Origin of the sequence: Streptococcus sp. GMD3S, assembly GCF_000298695.2 — a bacterium.
Classification (GTDB): Bacteria; Bacillota; Bacilli; order Lactobacillales; family Streptococcaceae; genus Streptococcus.
In genome coordinates this window covers 13,293-35,986 of the sequence record NZ_AJRC02000008.1, presented here as the reverse complement: position 1 = coordinate 35,986, position 22,694 = coordinate 13,293, and the positions used below count along the sequence as shown (strand labels likewise).

Below are 22,694 nucleotides of genomic sequence, written 5' to 3'. Positions count from 1 at the left end.
AGGCTATTATGAAAATCATTATCCAACGGGTTAAAAAAGCTCAAGTCAGTATCGAAGGTCAGGTTCATGGAAAGATCAATCAGGGACTCTTATTGCTGGTCGGTGTTGGTCCAGAGGCCCAAGAGGAAGATTTGGACTATGCTGTGAGAAAGCTCGTCAACATGCGGATTTTTTCTGATGCGGAAGGGAAAATGAACCTATCTGTCAAGGATATTGAAGGGGAAATCCTTTCTATTTCCCAGTTTACCCTCTTTGCGGATACCAAGAAAGGCAATCGTCCCGCCTTTACAGGTGCAGCCAAGCCGGATATAGCAACTGCCTTCTATGAGTTTTTCAATCAAAAGCTAGCTCAGGAAGTACCTGTTCAGACAGGCATCTTTGGAGCGGATATGCAGGTGGAGCTGGTAAATGATGGGCCAGTTACCATCATTCTTGATACTAAAAATAGATAAGAAAACCAAGCCCAGTTGGCTTGGTTTTTGTTTATAGACACTCCCAGAAGGCGATGTGTTTGTTGTAAAAGTCGGGATAGTTTTCTCTTAGGTGGCTAGCCGTCATATAATATAAAGTAGAATGACAGGAAGTAAAGACTGGAGTAAGAGAGTAGAAATATTGAGGGTCAGTGATGGCTAAAAAGACAAATAATAGAAAATCGCTGATGAGCACTCCTAAATAGTAGAAGCGAATTTTTTTGTTCATCTGAGGATAAATCTCAGAGAACTGTTTTTTGAGTCGATTGACCAAGCGAAATAGCAGTAGTCCTTGAGCAAGGATGAAAATGAAGCAAAAAATCAGGCCTCTCTCCAAAGAAAGTTCGTATCGGGGTCTGAAAGTTACCAACAGTAGCAAATCGCTGACTACAATGGCTGCAAAATGGATTCTAAAGAGCTTTTTCATAGGAAGACCTCCCTCTTTTATCTAGCTTCATTCTACATCAAACGAATGGAACTTACAACTAAAATAATAAAAAATCCCTGAAAGGAACTTCTTTCAGGAATAAGGGCTTAGTTGATTTTTTCGACATAGAGTTGTTTTGCGATATCGATGCTAACTTGGAGGTCTTCACCTTTGTTGACCAGTGTAAAGGTATTGGAAAAATTATCAAACTGTTTGACTTTGACTTGGTCACCGATATGAATCTCATGCTTATCTAAGTATTTGAGCAGGTCAAAGCTATCATGAACCCGAGTCACGAGATAGGTACCGGCTTCTTTGGTATCTACTAAAGGCAGGTTGTTGATTTCGACCAAGAGCTCTCCCTTAGCTGGGATGGTTCCTCCGTGGGGGCAGGTTTTAGGGAAGCCCAGTAGTTTATCCAGTCTCTCTACGAAGAGGTCAGATACAGTGTGCTCTAGGACCTCAGCTTCCTCATGGATCTGATCGCTAGTATAGTCTAGATGGTGAACTAGAAAGACTTCAATCAAACGGTGTTTACGATAGAGCTCAGAGACCAGTTTGAGGCCAATATCTGTCAATAGATAGCCGTTCTCCTTATCCTTGAGGATGAGATTTTCACTTTTCATGCGTTTGATCATCTCTGTTACAGCAGGCGGAGAGACCTGCATACGGGCAGCAATCTCTTTGTTGGTGATTTTTTGCATGTCCGTACCGATTTCATAAATACATTTTAAATAATCTTCTTTATTTGGAGTCATTCGTTTCCTCTTGTTCATTCTCTCCATCTAGTATACCAAAAAAAGCTAGATTTCTCTAGCTTTCTGTCATAATGCTTGTGATTTTAGTCTAGTTCTTTAACTGCAGCAATAGCAGCTTCAAAGTCTGGCTCCGTGTTGATATTGTCAACGTATTCTACATAACGGATGACATTGTCAGTATCGAGAACAAAGACAGCACGTGCAAGGAGATGCCATTCGTTGATCAAGAGGGCATAATCGCGCCCGAAAGAATGGTCAAAATAGTCTGAAAGCATGATGGCATTGTCAAGGCCTTCAGCCCCACACCAGCGTCCTTGGGCAAATGGTAGGTCCATAGAAACAGTAAGAACGACAGTGTTGTCAAGGTTAGCTAGTTCTTGGTTGAATCGACGTGTTTGCGTTGAGCAGATACCAGTATCGATAGAAGGGACAACACTCAAGACTTTTTTCTTTCCATCAAAGTCAGCTAGCGTTTTTTTAGAGAGATCGGTTGTCGTAAGAGAAAAGTCAAGTGCCTTGTCTCCGACTTGCAGTTGTTTACCTGTAAAGGTTACAGGATTTCCGAGAAAAGTGGTCATGAAACTACTCCATTCTTTTTTCTTTTATTTTACCGAGAATTGTCAGATTTTTCCAATGATTTGACTGGAAATTAAGCGATAAAAAACGCCTGTTCATGTGAGAACGACGTTTTTAATGGATTACTTAGACAAACCTTCAGCAATCTTGTCAAGGTTGTATTTCATCATGCTGTAGTAGCTGTCACCTTCTTTACCTTCTTCAGCGATTGAGTCAGTGAAGATTTGTGCGTAAATTGGAATATTTGTGTCTTGTGAAACAGTCTTCATTGGACGGTCATCGACACTTGATTCAACAAAGAGGGATGGAACTTTTGTTTGGCGAAGCTTTTCAACCAAAGTTTTGATTTGTTCAGGTGTTCCTTCTTCTTCTGTGTTGATTTCCCAGATGTAGGCGCTTGGGACACCGTAGGCTTTAGAGAAGTATTTGAAGCATCCTTCGCTGGTTACGATGAGTTTCTTTTCAGCAGGGATATTGTTAAATTTCTCTTTGGCTTCCTTGTCCAGTTTGTCTAGCTTTTCAGTATAGTCTTTGAGATTTTTTTCGTAGAATTCCTTGTTGCTAGGGTCTTTTGCAATCAACTGTTTAGCGATATTTTTAGCATAAATTATCCCATTTTCAAGGTTGAGCCAAGCGTGTGGGTCTTCTTTGCCTTTCTCGTTTTGACCTTCAAGGTAGATGATATCTACGCCGTCACTAACTGCATAGTAGTCTTTGTTTTCAGTTTTCTTGGCATTTTCGACCAATTTGGTAAACCAAGCATTGCCACCTGTTTCAAGGTTGATACCGTTATAGAAAATGAGGTCAGCCTCAGAAGTTTTCTTTACGTCTTCAGGAAGTGGTTCGTACTCGTGTGGGTCTTGACCAACAGGAACGATACTATGAAGATCAATCTTGTCACCAGCGATATTTTTAGTAATATCAGCAATGATAGAGTTAGTCGCTACAACCTTTAGTTTTTGGTTTGTAGATGCTGTATCTTTTTTCCCACTAGCACAGGCAGCTAATCCAATGATAGAAAGAAAAAGAACGAGCAATGTACCTAATTTTTTCATTAGATTCCTCCAGAAGGGTTTCCCCTTATTTATTGATTTTTTTATTTTTTAGTTTCAAGTATCGTTGCTTTGGAGAGATAAAGAAACTGATTAAGAAGAAGCTGGCAGATGTGAGCACGATGCTGGATCCTGCTGCGAGGTTGAAGCTATAGCCGATAAAGAGTCCCAAAACAGAAGCGGTTGCCCCTAGGGTTGATGAAAGAAAAATCATGCTCTTTAGGCTATTAGCATAAAGGTAAGCCGTCGCAGCTGGGGTGATCAACATGGCCACGATAAGAATCGTTCCAACACTTTGCATGGCAGTGACTGACACAAGGGTCAAGAGCACCATGAGTAGATAGTGATAGAAATTAACAGGCATTCCCATGGCTTTAGCCAAAAGCTCGTCAAAGGATGTAATCAATAGTTGTTTAAAGAAAATCCCGATAATCAAGAGAATCAATGCCCCCACACCAATGGTGATCCACATGTCCGTATCTTGGACAGCGAGGATATTCCCAAAAAGGATATGGAAGAGGTCTGTCGAACTCTTGGCAACACTAATCAAGATGACACCTAAGGCTAAGAAAGATGAAAAGGTAATACCAATGGCAGTGTCACTCTTGATGATAGAGTTCCCCTTGATGTAGGTAATGATGATGGAAGCCATCAAGCCAAAGATGATTGCTCCAATAAAGAAATCAATTCCCAGGATAAAGGAAAGGGCTACGCCGGGCAAAACTGCGTGAGAGATGGCATCCCCCATGAGAGACATTCCACGTAAGATGATAAAACATCCCACGGCTCCAGCAACCACCCCGATGACTATAGCTGTTATCAGGGCATTTTGTAGGAAATGGAAATGTTGCAATCCATCGATAAATTCTACTATCATAGGTCACCTCCATTGAAAAAGAGTTTGCTACCGTAAGCCTTCTTAAGATTGACTTCGGTAAAGGTTTCTTCAGTTGAACCAATAGCAACCAATTCTCGATTGAGAAGCATAACTTGGTCGAAATAATGAGGGACTTTGCTGAGGTCATGATGGACGATGAGAACTGTTTTACCAGCTTTTTTAAGGTCTCTCAGTGTATTCATGATAATCTCTTCACTGATCGAGTCAATCCCGACAAAAGGCTCATCTAAAAAGATGTAGTCAGCTTCCTGCACTAAGCAGCGGGCAATCAAAACACGTTGGAATTGTCCTCCAGAGAGCTGACTGATTTGGCGATCAGCATAGTCTGAGAGTCCAACGATTTCAAGTGCATCCGCCACTTTTTTCCAGTGGCTGGCCTTTAAAGTGTGGAAGAGCGGGATAGATGGATAGAGTCCCAGTGAGACACATTCCTTGACCTTGATAGGGAAATTGTAGTCGATATGGATTTTTTGCTCGACATAGGCAACTCGATGTAAAGATTTCTTGACTTCTTTGTCATCGAGAAAGGCCTGACCTTCGTGTGGGATAATTCCCAACATACTTTTTAATAAAGTTGATTTTCCAGCACCGTTTGGACCAATAATTCCGGTAATAGTTGGTCCGTGGAGCACTAGTGAAATATCCTTTAGTGCCAACGTTTCTTTGTAGGAGACACTGAGGTTTTCGATACGTATCATACAGTTATTTTCCTCCTGTCTTTTAATATACATTAAAAAAAAAATTAAGTCAAGTTAATTTTTAAAAAATTTAAAATAATAACTAAAAAATGAAGAAAAAAGAGAGACCATTTTTAATTGCATTCCCAAGTGTTTTTTGCTAAGCTAAGAATAAGTGAAAAAATGAAAGCGAGAACAAGATGACACGTTATCAAGACGATTTTTATGATGCAATCAATGGAGAATGGGAAAAAACAGCTGTTATTCCAGCTGATAAATCTCGAACAGGTGGCTTTATTGACCTTGATGAGGAAATTGAAGAGTTAATGCTGGCAACTACGGACAAGTGGTTGGAAGGCGAAGATGTTCCAGAGGACGCTATCCTCGCAAATTTTGTTAAGTACCATCGTATGGTACGTGATTTTGATAAGAGGGATGCAGATGGAATCAAGCCTGTCCTTCCTCTGCTCAAGGAATACCAAGATTTGGAGAGCTTTGCAGATTTTACCAGCAAACTGGCAGAGTTTGAACTAGCAGGTAAACCAAACTTCCTTCCATTTGGAGTATCACCAGACTTTATGGATGCCAGAACCAATGTTCTCTGGGCAAGTGCACCAGGAACTATCTTGCCAGATACAACCTACTATGCTGAAGACCATCCTCAACGTGAGGAGCTCTTGACGCTTTGGAAGGAAAGTAGCGCAAATCTTCTCAAAGCCTATGATTTTTCAGATGAGGAAATCGAAGACTTACTAGAGAAGAGATTGGAATTGGACCGTCGTATCGCAGCAGTGGTTCTTTCAAACGAAGAAAGTTCAGAATATGCCAAACTCTACCATCCATACGCTTATGAAGATTTCAAGAAATTTGCCCCTGCCCTACCTTTGGATGATTTCTTCCAAGCAGTTCTTGGACAAACTCCAGATAAGGTTATCGTAGATGAGGAACGTTTCTGGCAAGCAGCAGACCAATTTTATAGTGAAGAAGCGTGGCCTTTGCTTAAGGCAACCTTGATTTTGGCTGTGGTCAATCTTTCAACCAGCTATCTCACAGACGAGATTCGTGTCCTATCAGGTGCCTATGGACGTGCCCTTTCAGGTGTTCCAGAAGCTCAGGACAAGGTCAAGGCAGCCTATCACTTGGCCCAAGGTCCCTTTAAGCAAGCCCTTGGTCTCTGGTATGCGCATGAAAAATTCTCCCCAGAAGCTAAGGCAGACGTAGAGAAAAAAGTGGCGACTATGATTGACGTTTATAAGGAACGCTTGGCTAAGAACGACTGGCTCACACCTGAAACGCGTGATAAGGCCATTGTCAAACTCAATGTCATCAAGCCTTATATCGGTTATCCAGAGGAATTGCCAGAACGCTACAAGGACAAGGTAGTGGACGAAACTGCCAGTCTCTTTGAGAATGCCCTAGCCTTTGCGCGTGTGGAAATCAAGCACAGCTGGAGCAAGTGGAACCAACCGGTTGACTACAAGGAGTGGGGCATGCCTGCTCACATGGTTAATGCCTACTACAATCCTCAGAAGAACTTGATTGTCTTCCCAGCTGCTATTTTACAGGCTCCATTCTATGATTTGCATCAGTCGTCCTCTGCCAACTACGGTGGTATTGGTGCTGTTATTGCCCATGAAATCTCTCATGCCTTTGACACAAATGGTGCGTCCTTTGATGAAAATGGTAGCCTCAAGGATTGGTGGACAGAGAGTGACTATGCTGCCTTTAAAGAAAAAACGCAGAAAGTTATCGACCAGTTTGATGGGCAAGAATCTTACGGCGCAACGATTAACGGGAAACTAACTGTATCAGAAAATGTAGCGGACCTAGGGGGAATCGCCGCAGCCCTTGAAGCTGCCAAGAGAGAAGCAGACTTCTCTGCTGAAGAATTCTTCCACAACTTTGCTCGTATCTGGCGTATGAAAGGCCGTCCTGAGTTGATGAAACTTATGGCCAGTGTCGATGTGCACGCGCCTGCTAAACTCCGTGTCAATGTGCAAGTACCTAACTTCGATGACTTCTTTACAACCTATGATGTCAAAGAAGGCGACGGCATGTGGCGTTCACCAGAGGACCGTGTGATTATTTGGTAAGACAAAAACCAAGGATGTTATCCTTGGTTTTTTGCTTGCTAGAAAAAGGGATTAAAGGTCTTTTCGTGAGCGATGGTCGTAGCTGGACCATGCCCAGGATAGACATCGTAGTTAGGAAGAGTGAAGAGTTGCGTCTGAATGCTATGGAGGAGTTGTTCCGTGCTGCCTGTAGGAAGGTCTGTCCGTCCAATGGTCTCACGGAATAGGGCATCTCCGGTCAAGACTAGATGGGAGTCAGGAAAGACTAGGGAAACACCGCCAATAGAGTGGCCTGGGGTTGGTAGAACAGTAAAATGAAATTCCTCAAGCTGGTATTCCTCATGAAAGACAAAGGTGTGTTCTGCTGGTTTACAGACGACATCTGCCATATCATCATGACGAGGGAGACCAGAGAGATTATCGACTGGAGTATAAAGCCAAGATGCTTCACTCTCTGCGACATAAACTGGAGGATTTCCAAAAGTCTTACGCACCAAGTCCAGACTCATAATATGGTCGTAGTGGGTGTGGGTCAGGAGAATCGCACAGACTGGTTTGTTGATTTTTTCGATAGTCTTGCGAATAGCTTCCCAATGGCTACCTGGGTCAACCACAATCAGGTGTTGATTCCCTTCCAGGTAATAAGTGTTTTCATAGGCAACGGGATTCACAGTTTTATGGATTTTCATACCGGCTCCAATCTCAAAGAATGTACTAAACTAAGTATAGCATAGAAGAGGGAAATAAAGTGAAAAGAAAGTCCCTCTTTTGTGTTAGAGGGACAATAATCTTATTTAAACTTGAAGCCTTCGTAAATGAGTTTTGCTTTGGGATTCTTTTTCTTAATTTGCTTGGCAAGGGCCTTCATCATAGGAAGAGGTCCACACATATAGACTGTAGTCTGGTCAGGGATTTCTTCTTGATCCAAAGTCAGGTATCCTTTTTCATTGCTATCGACTAGCTGCAGGTCAAAGTTAGCATTTTGACGGGCGTAGTCACGAAGTAGATCTAGGTAGACAGCATTTTCCTCTCCACGGAAACTATAGTAGAAACGAACGTTCCTGTCTAGGATAGGATGCTCCCGGATATAAGAGATGAAAGGTGTCATTCCAATTCCACCTGCGATCCAGATTTGCTGCTTTGGACCATGTTCCATAGTCATATGTCCATAGGCGCGATCAACTGCAACCTTGCTACCAACTTGAAGATTGTCATAGATATTCTTGGTGTGGTCACCAGAGTTTTTTATCGTAAAATAAAGAGTTCGTCCTTGCCCTCCTGAGATGGAGAAAGGGTGTGGGGCAGTCTCAAAACCTTTTTGGAAAATTTTTAGAAAGGCAAATTGTCCATATTCGTAGGTGAAAGGATGACTGAGCTCTATTTCAATTTCAGTCGTATCGTGGTTGAGGCGTTTGATTCCTACGATTTTTCCAAGATAGGTGAAACCGACCTTTTGATAAAGGAAAATAATATAAAAACCTGCAAGCAAGCCTAAAAGAGCATAGATTCCAAAGATAAGACCTAGGAAACTAAAGGAGAGGAGGCGATTTCCCATGATCATCAAAACATGAAAAAGGCCAAAGATATAGGCTAGATAAACCAATCGATGAATCCATCTCCAAGCTTCATACTGGATGTACTGTCCCAGATAGGCAACCAGAATGATACTGATAAAGATATAGATAGCGATATTTCCAAACTGTGCGGCCAAATGCGAACCCCAGAGACCGCCCATGCTAAAGTTGTGTAGGGTTAGTAGGAGAATGGATAGAAAAGCCGTGAATTTATGAGCTAGATACATCTTTTCAAGTCCGTTGAACCAAGCCTCAAGCAAGGGTAAACGGCTAGCTAGTATAAAAGTAAGTGAGAGGGTAGTGAGAGCTAAACCAGGGATTAGAAACTGACTAGCACCTGAACTGAGCCAAGCTAGGATAGTCAGAAGCATACTAAGTCCGATAAATAAAATACCTTTTAATGATTTCATAGTAGAAGTCCTTTCATGGATTTATCTTATATTAGATGTAATAAGATTTGTTACATTTTAACAAAAAAAGAATCTCTAGTCAAGGTTTGTGATTTAGTCTAACTTTTCTGACCCTTTTTTCTAAAAAAGCCAACGAATCGGGTGGTTCATTGACTTTCTTATCTTAACGATTTTTCCAAGCTTGGTAACGAGTGTCAATCAAGAGTTGGGTTAAGCGCCCCATGGTTTCTCTTTCTTCGGGAGTGAGGGATTGAGCTTGTACAAAGAGATGGTGAATGTGTTCAATGACCTTAAAGGAAGAAAGGTCGTTGATAGAAGAGATGCCTGCATCAAGAATAATTCCAAAAAAGAGGTCAAAGTAGAGCTGCAGTTCTTCGTCAGGAACTGTTTCAACCCATTCCTTGAAAGTAGTGTCGACTTGTTGGCTATCACTATTGGTCTCGTCCAGTTGGACAAAGTGTTTGTCTTCAACCTGCCAACTAAAGGTGTCGTGCTGAGCAAGGCCACCTAGGGCGGTGCTTCGAACGACGATTTTTTTATCCGGAATTTCCAGCATCATCCCGATGATAGAACCTTGTGGGATAAATACTTTCGTTCTTTCCATCATGTTTTGATAGCCAGGTGTTTCGGTTAGTTCCTTGTGAAGCCCAGGGGCATCAAAAGTATAGACAGCGACAATGTTTTTCTGCAAGTTTGGATCAAGTTGACTGGCAGCATAGACAGCTAAATTGCCCCCTTTTGAGTGTCCTGCTAGAATAACCTTTTGGTTGGGGTGTTGAGCAAAAAAATTCTCTAAATACTGGAGGGCGTGTTTTTGAGCTGGGATTTCTTTCATATAGGTCATATGGAAATCTTCTTTCCAACCGATGATACTATCATCGGTCCCACGAAAAACAAGCAAATAGGTATCGAGACTGATACGATAGGTCATGGCTGCAAACTGTTTTTGCAATTCAGGATCAATATCATTGATAAAATTTGATAGCTTGCAATTTTTAAAGCGTTTGTGTTGAGAGAGTTGATCCAACAACTGGAGGCGGTTCTTATTGGTCAGCATCGTCGTTTCTCTAGGGATTTGAGGTGCTAGATCTATGAGAGGCTTTGGTTCTTGGGCGACTACATCATCAAAAGGAAGATAGGTTAATTCAGTCAAGGCAAGAACATCTAACACGTTCACGGGGAGGTCATAAAAGGAATCGTATGCTACATCATTCAAGTAGTCAAAAATATTAGCCATAAAAGCTCCTTTCTCTATGTTTATCCTACCACATTTACATAGAATTAGCTAGTAGGCTTGTTCGAATGACCTAGTAGGGTTTGATTGAAATACATAGAAGATAGATTGCTCCTATTTCAAACCTCTAAACGAGCTTACTTGTATGTTTTTGCTATCAATCCCATTTTCCTTTAAAAACTTCTTCATCTCATTTACATCATCAGGCTGACCTGTGATGAGATAGCTGGCTTGATTGCCGTATTCATCAATAGCATGTTTTAAAAATGCTTGACTTTGAGAAAGTTCATCGCTAGTTTTATAAGTAAAATTCGATGTTTTTTGAGCCAGTTCCTTCATCTCATTATCGAAAATAGTAACTCCTTTGTCAAAATGGTTGAGAATAATCGGACATTTACCAGCCCATTCTTTGATAAGGGGGCGTAGAGAAGAAATGCCGACATCAGATGCAAAGCAAACTAGTGGCTTATTCGTATCTTTAACAGTCAAAGAGGAATCCAGCCAACTCATCTCAATCTCACTGCCAGATGGTAAATGTGTCAAGGTGTTCTTAAAGTTGCTACCACTATTATGAGTCAAAATGAGAATTTCATCTTCATCAGGTGTGGAGGCAATGGTTAGCCATCGACTGGTTTGCTCTCCCTTAGCTTCATATTTTTTAGCAGTAGACGAGGCATCAGGGAGTGTAAACTTAGCATAAGCCCCAGCTTTCCAGATTTGATGACTCGGTTTTGTAATATGAATTAAATATAGATCTCCGCTAGGGTTTTCGATGGATTTTATCGATAATGGCTGGCTTCGTCCAAGATAGGCGATGGCACTCCAAGTTATAAGGGCTAGTAATCCAAGTGTTGATAGAATGATAATAAACATTTTTTTACCTCTTTTCATTTTTTATGACTCCTGTTCTTAATTTTATGAATGAACTATAAAATAATTCATTCATATCTTTTCAAAAAATAAAGAAATCCATTCTTTATTTTAGAACTCCTTTAATGAAGTTGGTTGCAAGTATTTCAACAGTTTTGCCAATATCTGGAAAATCTTTTTCCGTGATGTGCATATCCATATAGTAAAACAGATTATAAACCTGTAAAATCTCTTGAATCTTTTCTGGCGAGTACCCTTCATCCTGCATACGATTTGTAAAAGTTTTAACTAGAAACTGATGAAAAGGATTTGCGACTTTGCCTTCTTCTGAGGAATAGTAGCTATGCAACTCATCGGCTATGGCAGGATTGTACCATTCTGAAAGGATTTTATTGGAAGAAACGAGAGTTCTGGACTGAGCAAATAGTTGACCAATGAGGTCAATCATATCAATTTCCCAATCCAATTCTTCGATCATAGCTTGACGAACACGGTTGTTTTCATCTATATAGATGTCTAGAAAAATGGCTTCTTTACTCTCGTAATAGTTATAAAAAGAACCAACTGCAACACCAGCTTGCCTAGCAATTTCTGAAATTCCTGTTGCCTTGTAACCTTTTTTCGAAAAAACGTCATAAGCTGCTGTTTTTAGAGCTTGTTTTTTGTCCAATATGATTTAACCTCCTTTGCTTTATGAATGAATAAATTTGTTCGTTCATTCATATTCTAACAAATCATGTCTAGCTTGTCAATAAGAAGGCTAGATCTATTAAATAAGTTAAAGAAACGCTAACTAAATGAGCACAGAAAGGAAAATATAGGATAAGGCTGGAACTATAGTTAAAAATAAGGTATGATATCAATGGGATGATTCTCTATTTAGCTTTTGTTTCCGAATCTGGATTTGAAAGATAAATAGCCAAATAGTTGAGTTACTAATTCATAGATTTTTTATTAAGGCTTTTGATATTTTGAACAAGAGTAAAGGAGGAGCGCATGCACAAGATTTTACTAGTAGAAGATGACCAAGTCATTCGGCAACAAGTGGGAAAACTGCTCTCTGAGTGGGGCTTTGAGGTCGTTTTGGTAGAAAACTTTATGGAAGTGCTGAGTTTATTTGTCCAGTCGGAGCCTCATTTGGTCCTCATGGATATTGGCCTGCCTCTTTTTAATGGTTACCACTGGTGTCAGGAGATTCGCAAGATTTCTAAGGTACCCATCATGTTTCTGTCTTCGAGAGATCAGGCTATGGATATTGTCATGGCGATTAATATGGGAGCGGATGACTTTGTAACTAAGCCTTTTGACCAGCAGGTCCTCCTTGCCAAGGTTCAGGGCTTGTTGCGCCGTTCCTATGAGTTTGGGCGGGATGAAAGTTTGCTAGAGTATGCAGGTGTGATTCTCAATACCAAGTCTATGGACCTGCACTATCAGGGGGAAGTATTGAGTTTGACCAAGAATGAATTTCAAATTTTGCGGGTCTTGTTTGAACATGCTGGCAATATCGTGGCGCGTGATGACCTGATGCGGGAACTCTGGAATAGCGACTTTTTCATCGATGACAATACCTTGTCTGTCAACGTTGCTCGCTTGCGTAAAAAGTTGGAGGAGCAAGGTTTAGCAGGGTTTATCGAAACTAAGAAAGGGATAGGATACGGACTGAAACATGCTTGATTGGAAACCATTTTTTCTAGCCTATCTGCGTTCACGTAGTCGCATCTTTGTCTATATTATTTCGTTGGGTTTTCTTGTCCTACTCTTTCAGTTTCTGTTTGCTAGTCTAGGAACTTATTTTCTTTATTTCTTTCTGCTCAGTAGTTTTTTGACCTTCCTATTTTTGGCTTGGGATATGTTTGCAGAGGCTCAGGTTTACAGACAGGAAGTACTCTATGCTGAGAGAGACCCAAAGTCTCCTCTGGAATGTGCGCTAGCAGAAAAACTCGAAGAGCGTGAGTCTGAATTGTATCAAAAGAAGTCGGAAGCGCAGAGCAAGCTGACGGATTTGCTTGATTACTACACCTTATGGGTTCACCAGATCAAGACACCCATTGCAGCGAGTCGACTTTTAGTAGCAGAAGTCTCTGATCGTGAGGTCAAGCAGCAACTGGAACAGGAAATCTTTAAGATTGACTCCTATACCAATCTAGTGTTGCAGTACCTTCGTTTGGAAAGTTTCCACGATGACTTGGTATTTGAAAAGGTTCAAGTGGAGGATTTGGTGAAGGAAGTGGTTCGCAAGTATGCCCTTTTCTTTATCCAAAAAGGACTGACGCTCAATCTCCATGACCTTGACAAAATCATCGTGACCGATAAGAAGTGGCTGTTGATCGTCATTGAACAAATCCTCTCAAACAGTCTCAAGTACACCAAGGAAGGTGGGTTAGAGATCTATATGGAAGGTCAGGAGCTCTGTATCAAGGATACGGGAATCGGGATTAAAAACAGTGATGTTCTCCGAGTCTTTGAACGTGGGTTTTCAGGCTACAATGGTCGTTTGACTCAGCAGTCATCTGGCCTTGGTCTTTACTTATCTAAGAAAATTTCTGAAGAACTGGGCCACCAGATTCGCATCGAGTCTGAGGTTGGAAAAGGAACAACAGTACGCATCAAGTTTTCCAATAGGAATCTGATGATTGAGTGAGCATAGTTGATGATGACCTTATCCATCTGTGGAATTTTTGTTCTAGTCTATATCTCTATTTTCATGATAATGTCTAGAAGTTACCGTAAGATTGTCCAGATGTAAAAAATGTTACACTAGGAAACGACTAGAATATAGTCAAAAAATAAAAGAGGCAAAAATGAAAGAAAGTTATTTTGACGGAGGAATCCTAGATTATATTGGATACTCTATCTTAGTAGCCATAATTTTCAGGCTTACCTTGGGGATCGCAACATCTTGGGCGGTTTGCATGATGCAAAATTGAAAACCAAACACACGGTAGTGGATGAGCAACGTCTATACTTTGACGGGACTGGAGCACAACTGTTCGGCAACTGGATCAAGGGGTTTCTTCTAACCATCATCACGTTTGGGATCTATGGCTTCTGATTGAAAATAAAAATGAAGCAATGGATTGTCGAACACACCAATCTTGTTTAAAGATTAAAACGGCATCTTCTTTCAGAGGAGATACCATTTTTTTTCTTTTTCGTATAAGGAAACAAAAGTTTCTTCCTTCTCTATCTGTTCAATTGATATATTTCTTCAGAGAAAGACTGTAAAATTTTTGATATAATGTTAAGGATAGACTGACGGATGCTTAAAAGATAATTTTCAAAAAAATAACAGGTGAGAATTAAAAATATGTAAGATTGAAAAGAAGTCTCTCTGCCATCATCCAAGCAGAAACAAGATTATATGAAATAAAAGGAGTAACCAATGACCGGAAATTATTCAACACGTGAATACCGTGAGAAATTATATGATGATCTTCATGTTCGATTAAGAGATATAGTGATTTTGATGTGTGCGATTTTTATTGCCTCTATAGGTCTAAATATGAATTCAACAGCTGTCATTATTGGAGCCATGTTGATTTCCCCTCTTATGACATCGATTGTTGGACTAGGATTCGGTTTAGCTATTTTTGATACGCGTTTAATCAAGCAATCTTTAGAGGTTTTATTTACTCAAGTATTGGTCAGCTTGCTTGTTTCGACTCTGTATTTCTGGATTTCTCCCTTATCTTATGCAAGTAGCGAATTGATTGCACGAACCTCTCCAACCATTTGGGATGTTCTCATTGCTATTGCTGGTGGGATAGCAGGCGTAATTGGTTCAAGGAAAAAAGAAGCAAACAATATCGTGCCAGGAGTAGCTATTGCAACAGCTCTGATGCCACCTATCTGTACTGCAGGTTATGGTTTAGCTAATGGAAATGTACGATTTTTATTCGGGGCTCTCTATCTTTTCTTGATCAACTGTGTCTTCATCATGTTAACAAATATTGTTGGAACAAGAATTTTGATGAGGAAATCTCCCTTAAGTTCATTTAAAGAGCTAAACATTAAAATGAAAATTGGCTTGACATCCTTGATTGTATTATTGGTTCTTCCAGCCAGTTATTCAGCAGTCACTCTGACGATAGATCAAGCGCGAAAAGAAGGGATCAAACAGTTTGTAGGAAAAGAGTTCTCTAATCATACGGTCATTAATCAAGTCTACAAGTCTAGGGACAATGAATTGGTCTTGACAGTTGTTGGAGATCCGATTTCAGAAGAAGAATTAGAAACGCTCCATCAAAAACAAGCCTCTTACGGTATTCAATCTGTTCAATTAAAAGTCAATCAAGTCCATAATTCGACAAAATTAGATAGTGAGATGACCAAGGAATTTTATGAAAACATTAACAAGTATATCGATCAAAAACTCTCTGAAAAAGATTCACAAAAAGATCTCGTAAAAGAAAATGAAGCAGACAAGGATTGAGGATATTGAACTTTTCTAACTCGAGGAAGCAAATCTTGGGAGGATATCCTATATCCAACAGTTAGTGGATAGAAAGGATTGTTGATGAGGATACCATTTGTGGTGGTTTGACCAATCACGACTAGCTCAGGTTAAATAAAATATAAAAAAGCAATAACTATTTCAGTTGTTGCTTTTTCTTACTGAAAAATGTTTCTCAGACAGTGATCGTTTTATTTTTCCACACGTGATTTGTTGGCGATATCAGCAAGGATAGCTTGGACAAAGTCATCAACTGAGACAGTTTGTGTTTCCTTTTGTCCATAGCGACGAACATTGACTGTTCCGTCTTCCATTTCCTTATCCCCAACAATCAATTGGTAAGGAATCTTGCTAGTTTGAGAAGCACGGATCTTGAACTGCATTTTTTCGTTGCGCTCATCTACATCTGCACGGACACCGCGGTCACGGAGTTTCTTAGCCACTTCCCATGCGTAGTCTACGTGTTTTTCGTTAGAAACTGGGATGAGAGTTACTTGGTGTGGTGCAAGCCATGTTGGGAAGGCACCTTTGTAGTTCTCAATCAAGATAGCTGTGAAGCGTTCCATGGTTGAAATAACCCCACGGTGAATCATAACTGGACGGTGTTCTTCACCGTCAGCCCCGATGTATTTGAGGTCGAAGCGTTCTGGAAGCAAGAAGTCAAGCTGGATAGTCGAAAGGGTTTCTTCTTTTCCGAGAGCTGTCTTAACTTGGATATCCAATTTTGGTCCGTAGAAGGCTGCTTCACCTTCAGCTTCAAAGTAGTCAACACCCATTTCATCAAGTGCTGCACGAAGCATGGTTTGGGCATTTTCCCACATCTCATCGTTGTCAAAGTACTTGTGAGTATCTTGAGGGTCACGAAGAGAGAGACGGAAGCGGTATTCAGTCAAGTTGAAGTCTTCATAAACATCGATAATCAACTGAAGGGCACGTTGGAATTCTTCTTGGATTTGTTCTGGAGTAACAAAGAGGTGACCGTCGTTGAGTGACATCTCACGCACACGTTGAAGACCTGTGAGGGCACCAGATTTCTCGTAGCGGTGCATCATACCGATTTCAGCGATACGGATTGGCAATTCACGGTAAGAGTGAACATGGTGTTTGAAGACTTGGATGTGGTGTGGGCAGTTCATTGGACGAAGGACAAATTCTTCCCCGTCACCCATGTCCATGGTTGGGAACATGTCCTCTTGGTAATGATCCCAGTGACCAGAAGTCTTGTAAAGCTCAACAGAAGCAAGTGGTGGAGTGTAAACGTGTTGGTAGCCAGAAGCCAACTCTTTGTCGACGATGTAGCGTTCCAATTCACGACGGATAGTCGCACCGTTTGGCAACCAGAATGGCAAACCTTGACCAACTTCTTGTGAAATCATGAAGAGGTCAAGCTCTTTACCAAGTTTACGGTGGTCACGTTCTTTGGCTTCTTCACGCATTTGAAGGTAGTTCTTCAAGTCTTTCTTGTCAAACCAAGCTGTACCGTAGATACGTTGCATCATCGCGTTGTCGCTATTTCCACGCCAGTAAGCACCTGCTACATGGAGAAGGTGGAAGATTTGGATACGGCCTGTTGATGGGACGTGAGGTCCACGGCAAAGGTCCACGTATTCCCCCTGACGGTAGATAGTCAAACCGCCTTCGTCTTCTGAGTGTTCTTCAATCAATTCCAACTTGTAAGGGTCGTTTTTGAAGATTTCACGTGCTTCGTCTTTCGATACTTCCTCACGGATAGATGGGAAGTTTTCTTTGACGATTTTTTGCATTTCTTCTTCGATACGAGGCAGGTCTTCGTTAGAGATTTGACCAGCAGTATTGTCGGTATCGTAGTAGAAGCCATCTTCGATAGCAGGACCGACTCCCAAGTGAATGTCTGGGAAAAGGCGACGAGCTGCTTGGGCAAACAAGTGAGCAGCTGAGTGACGCAAGATCGGAAGGGCATCTTCGTGATCAGGTGTCACGATTTCGATGCTTCCATCTTCAGTGATAGCACGAGTCGTGTCGATGAGTTTGCCGTTGAATTTACCAGCCAAGGCTTTTTTAGCTAGGGAATTGCTGATAGATTGGGCAATTTCAAAAGTAGTAACGCCAGATTCGAATTCACGAACAGCGCCATCTGGGAAAGTAATCTTAATCATGGTTTTCTCCTTAAATATTTATCGTATTTTTATAACTGAGGTTTGAAGAAGTGGGAAGCTAGATATCAATAAAGAATGATCACAATTGATTTGCTAAATCAATTTCATTTTAACTTTTTCAGTCTGAAAATAAAGAAAAGCGTAGAAATACATAGATAGCATACCAAGGAAAGGATGAGAGACAGATATTCCTCCTGAGTCATCTCGCCTCTCATGTATATCCTTATCGGATAGCTTTTTATCGCATTGACCAAATAGATACCAGCTGTCAAACTGAAAAGATATCCTGTTGTAATGAGTTTCTTGTTGTTGAAAAACATTAAGATACCAAGAAAGGGGGCAAGGAATGGTAAGAGAGGAATGAGTAGAAAAAATGAAAAGACGACAATATTTTCCGTCCCCCATAGACTGAGCGTATTCATTAGCCAGACATAGAGTAAAAGGAAGGTACAAGTGATCATCCAAGATAATATTTTCTTCAAATCTATCACCTCATTTCAGCTCTTGGCTAAATTTCATCTTAACTTTGTCGTTAATACTCTCCAAACAAAAAACGACATCCTAAAAGGACGTCGCAACGTGGTTCCACCTTCATTTATGTTCCTCAAAAAAGAGGGACACCTCTGATTGGCTTTAACGTAGCCACCGTTTTATGTTTGCATAAAAGTCAGTAGAGTAGTATCAGTTTAGGCTTTCTATGCGTTTCCAGCAACCACGCACTCTCTAGTAGAAAGGGACTAAGTGACTTGTCTCTATGCATTATTATAGCATGATTGCGAGAATTTTCAAGGTTTTTGTATAATTTTTTTGTTTTTCGCTCTCTGGAAGAGATGCTTGATACTCACACCAGAAACCAACCCAAGTAGGGCAAAGAGTTCATAGGCTAGGAAGTAAAGCAGGATGAACTCACCAAAGGTGATGATGGTAAAGCAATAGAGCAAACCAATACCGAGTAGCCACCAAAGTGAGAAATGAAATCGATAGCTATAAAGTAGCGATACGATAAAGGTTACCAGAGGTGAAAAGAGGACGATGTTGTAAATGTATAGTCCCTTCAGTGTATATGGGTCAGAGATGAATAGAGAGAGGAGCTCATAGAGGGGCCAGTAAAAGAAGAAAATGACAAGGTAGTATGGAATATACTTAAGATAATTCCGCATGGCAATAGTCCTCCAATCTGGAAAAATTGAGAGAGGTTGAATACCACATAATCCTAAATGAATGGGAACTCTCTACCTATATTATAGCACATCTTGGAAGCCTTTACAAGTCAATCCAGTGAGTAGTGATAGTGCTCTTTTTGAGTGTTTTCTGCTATAATACTAACAAAAGAAGTAAGAGGAAATGAGGAGAAAGAATGACGAAAATAGCAGTTCTTTCAGACATACATGGAAATATGACAGCTTTGGAAGCTGTATTGGCTGATGCTAAAGCGGCAGAGGTAGACCAATACTGGCTTTTAGGGGATATTCTGATGCCAGGGACAGGACGTAGAAGGATCTTGGACCTATTAGCTAGCTTGCCTATTACAGTAAGAGTGCTGGGAAATTGGGAGAATAGTCTCTGGCGAGGCCTGCATCGCAAGTTAGATCCTACAATAGCGAGTCATCGTTATCTCCTGCGTCAAAGTCAGTACATCTTAGAGGAGGTCAGCCCTGAAGAAATCGAAGACCTCAATAATCAACCCATGCAAGTTCATCGTCAGTTTGGTGATTTGATGGTAGGAATCACTCACCATCTCCCTGATAAAAACTGGGGTAGAGAGTTGATTCATACGGGAAAGCAAGAAGATTTTGATAGATTGGTGACGAATCCACACGCCTCTATCGCAGTATATGGCCATATCCACCAACAGTTGCTTCGTTACGGAAGTGATGGACAGTTGATTCTTAATCCAGGTTCCATTGGACAACCTTTCTTTCTAGATGCGAAGTTGCGTAAGGACCTGCGGGCCCAGTATATGATCTTAGAGTTTGATGAAGCAGGTTTGTCTGATGTTGATTTTCGTCGAGTGGATTATGATGTGGAAGCTGAATTACAGTTGGCTAAGGATTTGAAGCTCCCCTATTTTCAAGTCTACTATGAAAGTTTGGTAAATGGGATTCACCATACTCATAATCACGAACTGTTAGGTCAAATCAGTGAACAAGAAGGTTATGATCAGGATGTTGAACTCTGGATGGAAAGAGACAAGAAAGATTGGTTTTAAGAGGACTTCTAGCTAGAAATCAGATAGTCCAGTGACTGCTGTTTCGCGATAAGTCGAACTGGATACGAATTGACGGCTTCTCAAATTTATGTTAAAATAACGGAATGTAAATAATTTGAATCTCATACTAATTGATATTCAAAATAAGAGGAGACAGATAATGAAACCAGAAGAGTTACACGCCATTGCCTCGAAGTTAGGCTTGCAATTTGACGAAGATTCGCGTAGTATTTATGGCACGCAGTCAGGCTATTTACTTTTCCTGCAAGAAACTGACGTGAAAAATCAGTTTCGACTTTGTGTCAGTGTGAGTTTGAATGGCAATCCTGCGGATTCAGAAGAAAATGAATTGGTTTGGGATGAGTTTAAGAGTGAATCTCTTCCAAACTTGTCGACCTTGTCTATCAACCAGTACCTTGTTTCTTTTGTTGTAAAAGGTGCCATGCGCAAATCAAAAACAATTGAGAAGTTACAGACGCTCATAACAGATCTCGTTGCCTTCCTTGAAACCCATCATTTCGTCCAAGTCTGTGCCTACAGTGGTCAGGAGGGTCCTGTTGGTCTCTATCAATTAGGTGATTCAATTTTCCTTATCAATGAGGAAAGCTATCAATTGCTGAAGAGCAATCTTCAGATTGAGGTGGATTCTTATCAAAACCAGAAGGAAAATGTTCTTCTTGGAGCAGTCGGTGCCTTGCTTGGAGCCTTGATTGGTGGAGCAGTTGCTCTATTTATCGCTCGTCTAGGTTATGTAGCTATGGTAGCGGGGATTGTTCTGGGGATTTGTACCATTAAAGGATATGAAATCCTTGGAAGAAAGATATCTCGAAAGGGGATTGTAATTTCCTCTATTTGGATGGTGATTACTGTCTTTCTAGTGAATCAAATTGATTTGGCGATGGAAGTCGTTTCCAAACTAGGGGTTGAGTTTGCCTTTGCTTTCCGAGTGGTGAATCAATTAATCTTTAGCGGTGATTTCCCAGATAACTATTTTTATAATCTAGCTATGTTAGCTGTGTTTACCTTAGTTGGTGCTGGGGCGTCTATCAGCTCGGTTTGGTCAAGTCATAAAACAAAAGGGATTGTCCGTAAAATTGCATAAAAAATAAGTCTTTGTATGCCCTCTACCGCTCTGGTTGCCAAGAGGGATACAGGACTTTTTGCATGGAAAAGGTAATCAGTCGATAATATTTGACAGGAAAACCAAAAACGGTATAATGTTTATACGGGAAAAGATGAATAAAATATCAATGAAAGGAGAAGAAGATGCAAATTTCAAGCCGATTTACAATTGCGACTCATATGATGATTATTATTGCAATGCAGGATACAGAAAGTAAAGTAACCAGCGATTTTCTTGCGGCTAGTGTCGGAGTTAATCCAGTCATTATCCGTAAGACTTTATCGCAACTCAAAAAAGCAGGATTGATTTCAGTTGCTCGTGGTACGGGAGGAACTGAGATAATAAAAGACCTTCAGGATATCAGTTTGTTGGATGTCTACCAAGCTGTGGAGTGTTTAGGAAAATCCGGTAAGCTCTTTAGTTTCCATGACAATCCAAATCCTAATTGCCCAATTGGTGCGAATATCCATGCAGTTTTGGACCAAAAACTGTTCGATGTTCAAGCAGCTATGGAGAACCAACTGCGTCAGACAAGTCTGGCTCAGGTTGTAGCAGATGCTCAGAATAAACTGTCTAAGTAAGAGGACTAAGGTTCTCTTTTTCTATTGCTATAATTATGGTACAATGTAGTCATCAAAGGAGGAGACTATGTACTTTATCACAGGATTTTTTGTCCTACTTTTTCTCGTTTCGTTTTTAAGGGACAATCGCAGTCTCTGGAATCCAGCTCTCTTGCTTTTATCTCTGCTCTTTTCTTACCTGTCTATTGCCAATCTTTTTTATGAAGCTGGGCAGGAAGAAGTGCACATGATTTTCTTTGCAGGGATTTTTCTCCTGCTGCCTTTTTTAGTTTTTCTAAGTGGCTTTTTTCTGATTTATAACGGATTTGTATTGTTGAGAAAAGAAGGAAAATCCAAGGCAAATTATTTGTCTCTGGGGCTAGGGTGTGTGATTCTATTCTTTTTTGTAATCATGGCGATTCGAGTGAGCGATACCAAGGGCTTGTTTTACACCAATCATCTAGTGAATATTATCTTTTTCTTTTTGATTTATTCGTATTTGATTTTTGGTTTTGCCTTTGCAGGATTTCTGCTTTATTCCATTCTGTATCTTTTCATTCCTAAGAAAAAACATTATGATTTTATTATCATTCACGGAGCAGGCTTGTTGAATGGAGAAAAAGTCACTCCCTTACTGAAGAGTCGCATTGACAAGGCAGTAGAAGCCTATCGCCAGTCTCTCAATCCCAATGTTAAAATCATCGCAAGTGGTGGTCAAGGTGGGGATGAGAAGATTTCCGAGGGTCAGGCAATTTGTAATTATTTGCTGGAAGAGACGGATGTTCCGAGAGAAGCGATTCTCCTAGAGGAAGACTCAACGACGACCTATGAGAATCTTCTCTTCTCAAAAGAAATGGGAGAGAAGCTGGTGGCCAGTCCACGTTTTCTCTTTGTGACCAATGATTACCATGTTTTTCGTACCAGTACCTATGCTCGCCGTATTGGGATGAAGGGAGATGGTCTTGGTTGCCGTACAGCCGCCTACTATATCCCATCGGCCTTTATTAGAGAATATATTGCTCTATGTGTGAAGATGAGATGGCTTTTTCTCGCCTTCTATATTTTATTAATTTTAGCTCTGATTTTCTCCTATAGAGGTGTTCTATGGTAATATGTAAAATTCATATTGTAATTCTTGTTAGAATCTCTAAAAAATCTTGTAGTAACCCTAAGGGAAAAATTGTCACTAGTAATGA

The 22,694-nt window shown here is 40.6% G+C and carries 23 protein-coding genes and 2 pseudogenes; 11 read left to right on the top strand and 14 right to left on the bottom strand.

All coding sequences use genetic code 11. From position 1 onward, the window contains the following. Positions 1-8 precede the first annotated feature (8 nt). Positions 9-452: a D-aminoacyl-tRNA deacylase gene (gene dtd / locus GMD3S_RS0205305; RefSeq protein ID WP_000691410.1), complete on the top strand. Its 444-nt coding sequence runs from the start codon at positions 9-11 to the stop codon at positions 450-452. A 31-nt stretch (positions 453-483) separates the two neighbouring features. Here dtd and GMD3S_RS0205300 read toward each other — a convergent pair whose 3' ends face one another. The 6 genes from GMD3S_RS0205300 to GMD3S_RS0205275 form a co-directional block, all read right to left on the bottom strand. Next, a complete protein-coding gene (locus GMD3S_RS0205300; RefSeq protein ID WP_000732787.1) occupies positions 484-897 on the bottom strand; it encodes a hypothetical protein in 414 nt (137 codons plus the stop codon). Between the two features lie 107 nt (positions 898-1,004). Then, the gene (locus tag GMD3S_RS0205295) at positions 1,005-1,655 is read right to left on the bottom strand and encodes a metal-dependent transcriptional regulator (RefSeq protein ID WP_000188531.1); all 651 of its coding nucleotides are present in this window, start codon (positions 1,653-1,655) and stop codon (positions 1,005-1,007) included. An 83-nt stretch (positions 1,656-1,738) separates the two neighbouring features. Beyond that, positions 1,739-2,233, bottom strand: coding sequence for a thiol peroxidase (gene tpx, locus GMD3S_RS0205290; RefSeq protein WP_000206539.1), 495 nt, complete (start codon positions 2,231-2,233; stop codon positions 1,739-1,741). Positions 2,234-2,353: 120 nt separating this feature from the next. Then, the gene (locus GMD3S_RS0205285) at positions 2,354-3,286 is read right to left on the bottom strand and encodes a metal ABC transporter substrate-binding protein (protein WP_000733065.1); all 933 of its coding nucleotides are present in this window, start codon (positions 3,284-3,286) and stop codon (positions 2,354-2,356) included. Positions 3,287-3,311: 25 nt separating this feature from the next. Then, the gene (locus tag GMD3S_RS0205280) at positions 3,312-4,160 is read right to left on the bottom strand and encodes a metal ABC transporter permease (RefSeq protein ID WP_000634601.1); all 849 of its coding nucleotides are present in this window, start codon (positions 4,158-4,160) and stop codon (positions 3,312-3,314) included. Continuing rightward, positions 4,157-4,879, bottom strand: a complete 723-nt coding sequence (locus tag GMD3S_RS0205275) for a metal ABC transporter ATP-binding protein (protein ID WP_000619158.1) — start codon at positions 4,877-4,879, stop codon at positions 4,157-4,159. The genes GMD3S_RS0205280 and GMD3S_RS0205275 overlap by 4 nt, the downstream gene beginning before the upstream one ends. 179 nt (positions 4,880-5,058) lie before the next feature. Between GMD3S_RS0205275 and GMD3S_RS0205270 the strand changes: the two genes are divergently transcribed. Continuing rightward, complete coding sequence (locus tag GMD3S_RS0205270) at positions 5,059-6,951, top strand: M13 family metallopeptidase (RefSeq protein ID WP_000199241.1); 1,893 nt, start codon at positions 5,059-5,061, stop codon at positions 6,949-6,951. A gap of 38 nt (positions 6,952-6,989) precedes the next feature. Here GMD3S_RS0205270 and GMD3S_RS0205265 read toward each other — a convergent pair whose 3' ends face one another. The 5 genes from GMD3S_RS0205265 to GMD3S_RS0205245 all read right to left on the bottom strand — a co-directional run bounded on the left by GMD3S_RS0205265 (position 6,990) and on the right by GMD3S_RS0205245 (position 11,694). Next, a complete protein-coding gene (locus GMD3S_RS0205265; protein WP_000690874.1) occupies positions 6,990-7,619 on the bottom strand; it encodes an MBL fold metallo-hydrolase in 630 nt (209 codons plus the stop codon). 101 nt (positions 7,620-7,720) lie between these two features. Further along, positions 7,721-8,914 (bottom strand): ferredoxin reductase family protein, encoded by a 1,194-nt coding sequence (locus tag GMD3S_RS0205260; RefSeq protein ID WP_000838552.1) that lies wholly within the window; start codon positions 8,912-8,914, stop codon positions 7,721-7,723. A 163-nt stretch (positions 8,915-9,077) separates the two neighbouring features. Further along, on the bottom strand, positions 9,078-10,151 hold the full coding sequence (locus GMD3S_RS0205255; protein ID WP_001273855.1) for a DUF2974 domain-containing protein: 1,074 nt from the start codon (positions 10,149-10,151) through the stop codon (positions 9,078-9,080). Positions 10,152-10,262: 111 nt separating this feature from the next. Continuing rightward, a complete protein-coding gene (locus tag GMD3S_RS0205250) occupies positions 10,263-11,039 on the bottom strand; it encodes a hypothetical protein (RefSeq protein WP_000820264.1) in 777 nt (258 codons plus the stop codon). Positions 11,040-11,124: 85 nt separating this feature from the next. Next, the gene (locus tag GMD3S_RS0205245) at positions 11,125-11,694 is read right to left on the bottom strand and encodes a TetR/AcrR family transcriptional regulator (protein WP_033587322.1); all 570 of its coding nucleotides are present in this window, start codon (positions 11,692-11,694) and stop codon (positions 11,125-11,127) included. Positions 11,695-12,014: 320 nt separating this feature from the next. On the opposite strand from GMD3S_RS0205245, the gene GMD3S_RS0205240 reads away from it, so the two are divergent. From GMD3S_RS0205240 to GMD3S_RS0205225, 5 genes and pseudogenes are all read left to right on the top strand, one after another. Further along, complete coding sequence (locus GMD3S_RS0205240) at positions 12,015-12,692, top strand: response regulator transcription factor (RefSeq protein WP_000548987.1); 678 nt, start codon at positions 12,015-12,017, stop codon at positions 12,690-12,692. After that, positions 12,685-13,659, top strand: a complete 975-nt coding sequence (locus tag GMD3S_RS0205235) for a sensor histidine kinase (protein ID WP_000887940.1) — start codon at positions 12,685-12,687, stop codon at positions 13,657-13,659. Before GMD3S_RS0205240 ends, GMD3S_RS0205235 begins: the two co-directional genes overlap by 8 nt. Before the next feature lie 6 nt (positions 13,660-13,665). Further along, positions 13,666-13,764 (top strand): annotated as a pseudogene (locus GMD3S_RS11155) (peptide ABC transporter); the annotation flags it as partial. Between the two features lie 55 nt (positions 13,765-13,819). Beyond that, positions 13,820-14,070: pseudogene (locus tag GMD3S_RS10885) on the top strand (hypothetical protein). A 330-nt stretch (positions 14,071-14,400) separates the two neighbouring features. Further along, the gene (locus tag GMD3S_RS0205225) at positions 14,401-15,450 is read left to right on the top strand and encodes a DUF389 domain-containing protein (protein ID WP_000147501.1); all 1,050 of its coding nucleotides are present in this window, start codon (positions 14,401-14,403) and stop codon (positions 15,448-15,450) included. Between the two features lie 212 nt (positions 15,451-15,662). Here GMD3S_RS0205225 and thrS read toward each other — a convergent pair whose 3' ends face one another. From thrS to GMD3S_RS0205205, 3 genes are all read right to left on the bottom strand, one after another. Further along, complete coding sequence (gene thrS / locus GMD3S_RS0205220; protein ID WP_000591036.1) at positions 15,663-17,606, bottom strand: threonine--tRNA ligase; 1,944 nt, start codon at positions 17,604-17,606, stop codon at positions 15,663-15,665. Between the two features lie 104 nt (positions 17,607-17,710). After that, complete coding sequence (locus tag GMD3S_RS11025; protein WP_000627037.1) at positions 17,711-18,067, bottom strand: hypothetical protein; 357 nt, start codon at positions 18,065-18,067, stop codon at positions 17,711-17,713. Positions 18,068-18,391: 324 nt separating this feature from the next. Beyond that, positions 18,392-18,766, bottom strand: a complete 375-nt coding sequence (locus tag GMD3S_RS0205205) for a hypothetical protein (protein WP_001246986.1) — start codon at positions 18,764-18,766, stop codon at positions 18,392-18,394. Positions 18,767-18,963: 197 nt separating this feature from the next. Here GMD3S_RS0205205 and GMD3S_RS0205200 point away from each other — a divergent pair, with 197 nt between their 5' ends. From GMD3S_RS0205200 to GMD3S_RS0205185, 4 genes are all read left to right on the top strand, one after another. Continuing rightward, complete coding sequence (locus GMD3S_RS0205200) at positions 18,964-19,815, top strand: metallophosphoesterase family protein (RefSeq protein WP_000161094.1); 852 nt, start codon at positions 18,964-18,966, stop codon at positions 19,813-19,815. Between the two features lie 160 nt (positions 19,816-19,975). After that, a complete protein-coding gene (locus tag GMD3S_RS0205195) occupies positions 19,976-20,917 on the top strand; it encodes a hypothetical protein (RefSeq protein ID WP_000801529.1) in 942 nt (313 codons plus the stop codon). 164 nt (positions 20,918-21,081) lie between these two features. Next, a complete protein-coding gene (locus tag GMD3S_RS0205190) occupies positions 21,082-21,519 on the top strand; it encodes an Rrf2 family transcriptional regulator (RefSeq protein ID WP_001167392.1) in 438 nt (145 codons plus the stop codon). 67 nt (positions 21,520-21,586) lie between these two features. Beyond that, positions 21,587-22,609: a YdcF family protein gene (locus GMD3S_RS0205185; RefSeq protein WP_000273632.1), complete on the top strand. Its 1,023-nt coding sequence runs from the start codon at positions 21,587-21,589 to the stop codon at positions 22,607-22,609. Positions 22,610-22,694 lie beyond the last annotated feature (85 nt).